Below are 7,039 nucleotides of genomic sequence, written 5' to 3' on the forward strand. Positions count from 1 at the left end.
ACGAGTTCGCCGATCCGCTCGGCGGGTGCGCCGAACTCCCGCAGGACGCTCGCCAGCGGCGGCCCCAGGTTCGCGGCGAACCGTTCGCCGTCGAAGGCGAAGCCGGTCTCCTCGGCGAGCCGGTTCATGGCCACCACCATGCCCGGTCGCGGATCGATCAGGGTCATGTCCAGGTCGAAGCCCACGCAGAGTCGCACGGACCCACCGTAATTTCTTGACATGCTGCAAAAACGTGTCAAGGCAATTGACATGGCGTGGACAGATGTCAAGATCACGGTGTGTCCCGCACCACCAGTCATGCCCGGCGTGTCCGGTCATCCCTGCGCGAGGAGCTGCTCGACGCCGCGACCACGCTGCTCGCCCACCGCGGTTACGCGCGGCTGCGGATGGCCGACGTCGCCACCCAAGTCGGGGTCAGCAGGCAGACGGTCTACAACGAGTTCGGCAACAAACGCGCCCTCGTGCAGGCGGTCGCCCTGCGCACACTCGCCGAGTTCACCGACGGCATCCAGCACCGGCTGCACACCGCGGGCGACGTGCTGGCGGGCCTGCACGCCGCCACCGCCTACACGATCGACCACGCACGGGAGAACCCGCTGGTCGCCGCCGTGACCGGCACCGAGGTCGCCGAGGACCTGCTGCCCCTGCTGACCACCCGCGGCGAACCGGTCCTGCGGGCGGCCACCGACATGGCGGAGTCCTATCTGCGGGAGCAACGGCCGGAGCTGCCCGACCCCCGGTTCGTCGCCGAGACCGCCACCCGGCTGACGCTGAGCTACCTGGTGCTGCCCACGGCGTCGCCGACCGGGGCCGCGGACGGTGTGTGCGCCGTCCTCGGCCCCCTGCTCGACGCCACCCCGGCCCCATCCACAACGACGTGACCGAAGGGAAGTTCCCATGACCGGCACCCTGGACACCGGCACCGAGCGCCGCGACGGCTTCCAGTCCCTGCGCCGCGGCGGGCTGAACTGGGACTCGTTCCCGCTGCGCCTGTTCGTCAAGGGCAACACGAAGTTCTGGAACCCCGCCGACCTCGACTTCAGCGCCGACCGCGAGCACTGGGAGTCCCTCGACGACGAGCAGCGCCGCTCGGCCACCTACCTCTGCGCGCAGTTCATCGCGGGCGAGGAGGCGGTGACCGAGGACATCCAGCCGTTCATGAAGGCGATGGCGGCCGAGGGCAGGCTGGCCGACGAGATGTATCTCAGCCAGTTCTGCTTCGAGGAGGCCAAGCACACCGAGGTGTTCCGGCGCTGGATGGACGCCGTCGGCCTCACCGGGGACCTGCACTCCTTCGTGGCGGAGAACCCGCACTACCGCAAGCTGTTCTACGAGGAACTGCCCACCTCGCTCGGCGTGCTCGCCGAGGACCCGAGCCCGGTCAACCAGATCCGGGCGAGCGTGACCTACAACCACGTCATCGAGGGCAGTCTCGCGCTGACCGGCTACTACGCCTGGCAGAAGATCTGCACCGGACGCGGCATCCTGCCGGGCATGCAGCAGCTGGTGCGCCGCATCGGTGACGACGAGCGCAGGCACATGGCGTGGGGCACGTTCACCTGCCGACGGCACGTGGCGGCCGACGACTCCCTCTGGGAGGTCGTGCAGCAGCGGATGGGGGAACTCCTCCCGCACGCGCTCGGCATGATCGAGTGGGTGAACGAGCAGTTCGACGAGCAGCCGTTCGACGTCGACAACCAGGAGTTCGTGCAGTACGCGGCGGACCGCGCGCAGCGCAGGCTCGGCGCCATCGAGTCCGCGCGCGGCGCCGACGTCGCCGAGATCGACCTGGACTACTCCCCCGAGCAACTGGAGGAGACCTTCGGCCGCGAGGACGAGAAGGCCTTCGCCGAGGCCGCCGCACGGTGACTCCGCCGGCCGGGCACCGTGTTACAACGGTGTCCGGCCACCCACCCCCGATCCGGAGCGCACGTGCCGTTCATCCTGTCCCGGCTCCTGGCGAGGATCAGCCTGCTGACCTCGTGGGTCACGCCGATCGCCGTGACCGTGTTCGTCTTCCTCACGAGCTGGCCGTTGATGGCACTGGCCGAACCGGACGGCAGCGAGCTCGTCGAACCGGCGAACTACTGGTGGTACTTCGTGGTGACCGCCGCGACGGTCGGCTACGGCGATCTCTCCCCCGCCTCACCCGCCGGGCACGTCGTCGGCGCCTACGTGATCGTGGGCGGGATCGCGGCGCTGACGACGGTGTTCACCAAGCTCGCGTCGCTGCTGGAGAAGGCGAGGGGACAACGTATGCAGGGAGCGATCACGGTGAACCTGTCCGGACACACGGTGCTGCTCGGATACCTGCCCGGGCGCACCGAACGGGTGGTCTCCGAACTCCGCGCCGAGGGTGGCGGCGACCTGGTGCTGGGCACGTGGGACGACGTGGTCACCCACCCGATGCCGGGCGAACCCGTCGAGTTCGTCCGGGGCGACCTCACCGACGCCGGGGTGCTGCGCCGGGCCGGGGTCGACCGGGCGGCCCGCATTCTCGTGGACGTCCGCGACGACAACGAGGCGCTGGCCGTCACGCTGGCCGTGGATCACCTCAACCGGGACGCGCACACCGTGGTGACCCTGCGGGACATGGAACGGGCCTCCCTGCTGGGCTATGTGGGGGAACGGATCCGCCCCGTGCAGTGGCACACACCGCGGATGATCACCGAGGAGCTCCAGTCGCCCGGGATCACGGAGGTCTACGCGGAACTGATGACGCACGGTGGCGCCAACACCTACTCGGTGACACTGCCGGAGACGGTCGGCCCCGTCCTCGTCGACACCTGCCGGACCGCGCTCGGCCGCAACCACGGGGCCACGCTGCTCGCCGCCCGCACACGCGACCGCCTGCTGGTCAATCCGGACTGGCAGGACGAACTACCCCCCGGCTCGACGCTCTACTACGTCAGCGCCACCCCCCTGACCCCCACCGAGATCGCCCACACCCTCGCCCGGGCACGGTGACCGTCCGTAGTGACCGTGAAGGGCACCTTCCCTGCGTCACACGCAGCGAGGGGCACATTCACTGCGCCACGCGCCGGGAAGGTGCCCTTCACGACACCACCCGACCGGGGTACGGGAGACTGGCGGGATGAACGCCGTGTTGAACGTGATCTGGTTGGTGTTGGCCGGGGTGTGGCTGGCGCTGGGGTACGTGGTCGCCGGGATCCTGTGCTGTCTGCTGATCGTGACGATCCCGTTCGGGCTGGCGTCGTTCCGGATCGCCGGGTACGCGCTGTGGCCCTTCGGCCGCACCGTCACCGAACGCCGCACCGCCGGGGTGCCGTCGATGCTGGGCAACGTGGTGTGGATCCTCGTGGCGGGGCTGTGGCTGGCGATCGGGCACATCGTCACCGGGATCGCCCTGTGCCTCACCGTCATCGGCATCCCGCTGGGGCTCGGCAACTTCAAGATGGTGCCGGTGTCGCTGCTGCCCCTCGGCCGGGAGGTCGTGTCCACCTGACCGGGCGCGGTCACGCCGGGTTTCCCCGTCCGGAACGGGGAAACCCGGTCGTGTGTCCCCCACCTCCCTCGACCGTGTCGCGGAGGAGTCGTTCGGCGTCGCCGAGCTCCGTCCCGAGCAGCGCACCGCCATGGAGGCCGTGCTGGACGGCCGGGACGTGCTGCTGGTGCTCCCCAGCGGTGCGGGCAAGTCGCTCGCCTACCAGGTGCCGACCGTGTTCCTGCCCGGCCCCACCGTCGTGGTCTCCCCGCTGATCGCGCTGCAACGCGACCAGCTCGGCCACCTGGCGGACGACCCGGACGCGCCGGAGGCGGTGGCGGTGCACTCGGCCCAGCCCGGCGCGGAGTCCGACCGGGCCCTGCGCTCGGTACGGCGGGGCGAGGCCGAGTACCTGTTCCTGTCCCCGGAGCAGCTGGCCGACCCCCGCACCGTGGACCGGCTGCGCGACGCCGGACCCTCGCTGTTCGTCGTGGACGAGGCCCACTGCGTCTCCGACTGGGGACACGACTTCCGCCCCGACTACCTGCGGCTGCGGCACGCGGTGGAGGCGCTCGGCAGACCACCGGTGCTGGCCGCCACGGCCACGGCGAGTGGCCCGGTGCGCGACGACATCGTCGGCCACCTGGGCATGGTCGACCCCGTGCGCGTGGTCACCGGCTTCGACCGGCCCAACCTGTTCCTGGCCGCCACCCGGATCACCGACGACACGCGACGTCACGACGTCGTGCGCGACCGGGTGCTCGCCGGGCCCACACCCGGCCTCGTCTACGCACCCACCCGCGCGGACACCGAGACCTTCGCCGCGGAACTGGCCGAACACGGGGTCTCCGTGGCGGCCTTCCACGCGGGTCTCCCGGCGAAGGAACGCAGGCGCGTGCAGGACGCCTTCACCCACGGCGGGGTCGACGTCGTCGTCGCGACCTCGGCGTTCGGGATGGGCATCGACAAGCCGGACGTCCGGTTCGTGGTGCACACCGCCCCGCCGGACTCGCTGGACTCCTACTACCAGCAGATCGGCCGAGCGGGACGGGACGGCGGGCCCGCCGAGGCGCTGCTGGTCCACCGCGCCGACGACTTCGACCTCCAGCGGTTCCTCACGGCGGGCTCGTTCGACGGGGACAAGGTCACCGAGGTCGCCGACACCGTCGCCGAGCACGACGGCACCGTCACCCCCACCGAGCTGGACGACGACGTCGACCAGTCGCACCGCAGCACGATGGGCAACCTCGGCCTGCTCGAACGCGCCGGCGTCGTCGGGACCGCCCCCGACGGCGGCCTCACCGTCACCGACCCCGACACGCCGCCCGCGCGGGCCGCGGCCGGGCAGTTCGAGCGGCGCCGGGAACTGGACCGGTCCCGGATCGCGGTGCTGCGCGAGTACGCCGAGACCGCGGCCTGCCGCAGGCAGTTCCTCCTCGGCTACTTCGGTGAGCGTCTCCCCCACCCGTGCGGCCACTGCGACACCTGCGCGGCGGGCACCGCGGGCGCGCACGCCCCTCCCGCGGACGACGACGTCGAGTTCGACGTGGGCACCCGGGTGCGGCACCGGCAGTGGGGCCGGGGCACGGTGGCCACCCGGGAGGCCGACCGGCTCACCGTGCTGTTCGACGGCGGCGGGTACCGCACACTGGCACTGTCGACGGTGCGGGAGGGCGGTCTGCTGACCCCGGTCGGGACCGGGGCGGACACCGACGACGGCTGAGCCACCGCAGGCGGGACGCGCCCGGCACCGCCGGGCGACTCAGCGTGGCCCCGGCTCCCAGGGCAGCCGTACCACCAGGCACGGGCCACCGGCGAACAGTCCCGCGTCGACACCGAGGGCGCGGCCGTCGGCGTAGAGCACCGGCCCGTCGATCTCGACGGGGGGAACGCCGAGCTGGTCGGCAATGACGCTGTGGCCGTGCACCACGCGCTCACCGCCGAGTGCCGCCAGCAGCGTGTCCGCCGCCCGCCCGCCGTCGGCGCCGCGGAACGCGAAGCGGGTGGTCAGCCTGCGCCACAGGTCCCACCACCGCTCGATGTCGTCGCAGGTCAGAATCTCGCGCACGGCCGCGTTCACCGCCGCGACGTCGCCGCCCCACCCGAGGTACTCCAGCGTGTCCGAATGCACCAGCAGGTGGTCGTCGACCAGGGCGCACGCCGGCCGGGAGACCAGCCACTCGACGTGGTCGTCGGTGAGGGCGTCCCGGTCGGCGACCTGACCGCCGTTCAGCGTCCAGCTCCGCGCGAAACTGCGCGTGTCGGTGTCCGACGACACCGGCGTGTCCCCGAAGAAGTGGGTGCCCAGCAGCAGGACCTCGTGGTTGCCGAGCAGGCTCTGCACGAACCCGCCCTCCGCGTCCGCCTGCCGCTGCAACCTGCGGACGAGGTCGATCGCCTCGACCCCGTCCGGCCCGCGGTCGACGAAGTCGCCGAGGAACCACAGGTGGGCCCGGCCGCCCGCCCAGTCGTCGGCCTCGTCGACGAGCCCGTGTGCGCGCAGTGCCTCGGTGAGCTCGTCGTGGTGCCCGTGCACGTCACCGACGACGAACGTGGACTCCTCCATCACGCCCGCGACGATATGCCTCCGCCGTCGCGGCCCCTCGGTCAGCCCACCTCGAACGGGTCGGCGGTGCGTCCGAGCAGGTCGGCGATGGAGTCGACCACCAGCGTGGGGCGGTAGGGGTAGCGCTCGGCGGAGTGGCGGTCGGAGATCCCGCTGAGCACCAGGATCGTCCGCAGGCCCGCCTCGATCCCGGAGTGGATGTCGGTGTCCATCCGGTCGCCGATCATCAGGGTCTGCTCGGAGTGCGCCCCGAGCGCCCGCAGCGCCGAGCGCATCATCAGCGGATTCGGCTTGCCGACGTAGTACGGCGAGAGCCCGGTGGCCCGCTCGATCAGCGCCGCCACCGACCCGGTCGCGGGCAGCAGACCCTCCCGGCTCGGGCCGGTCGGGTCGGGATTGGTGGCGATGAACCGGGCGCCCTGCTCGATCAGCCGGATCGCCCGGGTGATGGCGGTGAAACTGTAGGTGCGGGTCTCCCCGAGCACGACGTAGTCCGGGTCGACGTCGGTGAGTACGTATCCCGCCTCGTGCAGCGCGGTCGTCAGCCCCGCCTCGCCGATCACGAACGCCGACCCGCCCGGGCGCTGGTTGTGCAGGAACCGCGCGGTGGCCAGCGCGGAGGTCCAGATCGCGTCCTCGGGGACGTCCAGGCCGGTGCGCGCGAGCCGCGCCCGCAGGTCGCGGGGGGTGTAGATGGAGTTGTTCGTCAGCACGAGGAACCGCGCGCCCGCGTCCCGCAGCTCGGCGAGGAACTGGTCCGCGCCGGGCACCAGGCGGTCCTCGTGCACCAGCACGCCGTCCATGTCGGTCAGGTAGTTCCACTGCCGCTCGGTCATGGGGTCAACCTATCGCCTGTGCGGCCGGGTGCAGGGTGATTGCGGCGGCTTTCACCGCCAGTCGCACCGGTGTCCCCGGCTCCAGCGCCAGATCGGCCACCGCGGCGGGGGTGACCTCGGCGGTCACCGAGGCCGCGGTGCGCACGCGCACCAGGGCGCCGCCGTGCGGCTCCACGGCGGTGACGACGGTGT

General features: G+C 71.8%; 9 protein-coding genes. 5 read left to right on the top strand and 4 right to left on the bottom strand.

Annotated elements, in window-relative coordinates:
* A partial coding sequence (locus ACTIR_RS26385) for an HAD hydrolase-like protein (protein WP_161629626.1) occupies positions 1–197 on the bottom strand: 197 nt, incomplete at its 3' end.
* 81 nt (positions 198–278) lie between these two features.
* Between ACTIR_RS26385 and ACTIR_RS0107345 the strand changes: the two genes are divergently transcribed.
* From ACTIR_RS0107345 to ACTIR_RS0107365, 5 genes are all read left to right on the top strand, one after another.
* Positions 279–881, top strand: coding sequence for a TetR family transcriptional regulator (locus tag ACTIR_RS0107345; RefSeq protein WP_026453775.1), 603 nt, complete (start codon positions 279–281; stop codon positions 879–881).
* Positions 882–897: 16 nt separating this feature from the next.
* Complete coding sequence (locus tag ACTIR_RS0107350) at positions 898–1,869, top strand: R2-like ligand-binding oxidase (protein ID WP_026453776.1); 972 nt, start codon at positions 898–900, stop codon at positions 1,867–1,869.
* A gap of 63 nt (positions 1,870–1,932) precedes the next feature.
* On the top strand, positions 1,933–2,967 hold the full coding sequence (locus tag ACTIR_RS0107355; RefSeq protein WP_026453777.1) for an ion channel: 1,035 nt from the start codon (positions 1,933–1,935) through the stop codon (positions 2,965–2,967).
* Positions 2,968–3,094: 127 nt separating this feature from the next.
* Positions 3,095–3,466 carry a YccF domain-containing protein gene (locus ACTIR_RS0107360; RefSeq protein ID WP_026453778.1) on the top strand — a complete coding sequence of 124 codons (372 nt, stop codon included), beginning with the start codon at positions 3,095–3,097 and terminating at the stop codon, positions 3,464–3,466.
* A 52-nt stretch (positions 3,467–3,518) separates the two neighbouring features.
* Entirely contained in the window at positions 3,519–5,168 is a 1,650-nt protein-coding gene (locus ACTIR_RS0107365) for a RecQ family ATP-dependent DNA helicase (RefSeq protein ID WP_026453779.1), read from the top strand.
* 39 nt (positions 5,169–5,207) lie between these two features.
* On the opposite strand, the gene ACTIR_RS0107370 is transcribed toward ACTIR_RS0107365, so the two are convergent.
* From ACTIR_RS0107370 to ACTIR_RS22195, 3 genes are all read right to left on the bottom strand, one after another.
* Complete coding sequence (locus ACTIR_RS0107370) at positions 5,208–6,011, bottom strand: metallophosphoesterase (RefSeq protein WP_026453780.1); 804 nt, start codon at positions 6,009–6,011, stop codon at positions 5,208–5,210.
* 41 nt (positions 6,012–6,052) lie between these two features.
* Positions 6,053–6,847 (bottom strand): HAD-IIA family hydrolase, encoded by a 795-nt coding sequence (locus ACTIR_RS0107375; RefSeq protein ID WP_026453781.1) that lies wholly within the window; start codon positions 6,845–6,847, stop codon positions 6,053–6,055.
* Positions 6,848–6,851: 4 nt separating this feature from the next.
* On the bottom strand, positions 6,852–7,039 hold a 188-nt coding region (locus ACTIR_RS22195; protein ID WP_034238845.1), incomplete at its 5' end, for a TOBE domain-containing protein.

This window comes from Saccharomonospora iraqiensis subsp. iraqiensis (genome assembly GCF_000430445.1).
In the GTDB taxonomy this organism is placed as follows: Bacteria; Actinomycetota; Actinomycetes; order Mycobacteriales; family Pseudonocardiaceae; genus Saccharomonospora; species Saccharomonospora iraqiensis.

What these genes read in the sequence shown, in the direction of transcription:
- ACTIR_RS0107350 (WP_026453776.1), top strand. Translation starts at nt 898, where the DNA reads ATGACCGGCACCCTGGACACCGGCACCGAGCGCCGCGACGGCTTCCAG.
- ACTIR_RS0107360 (WP_026453778.1), top strand. Translation starts at nt 3,095, where the DNA reads ATGAACGCCGTGTTGAACGTGATCTGGTTGGTGTTGGCCGGGGTGTGG.
- ACTIR_RS0107370 (WP_026453780.1), bottom strand. Translation starts at nt 6,011, where the DNA reads ATGGAGGAGTCCACGTTCGTCGTCGGTGACGTGCACGGGCACCACGAC.
- ACTIR_RS0107375 (WP_026453781.1), bottom strand. Translation starts at nt 6,847, where the DNA reads ATGACCGAGCGGCAGTGGAACTACCTGACCGACATGGACGGCGTGCTG.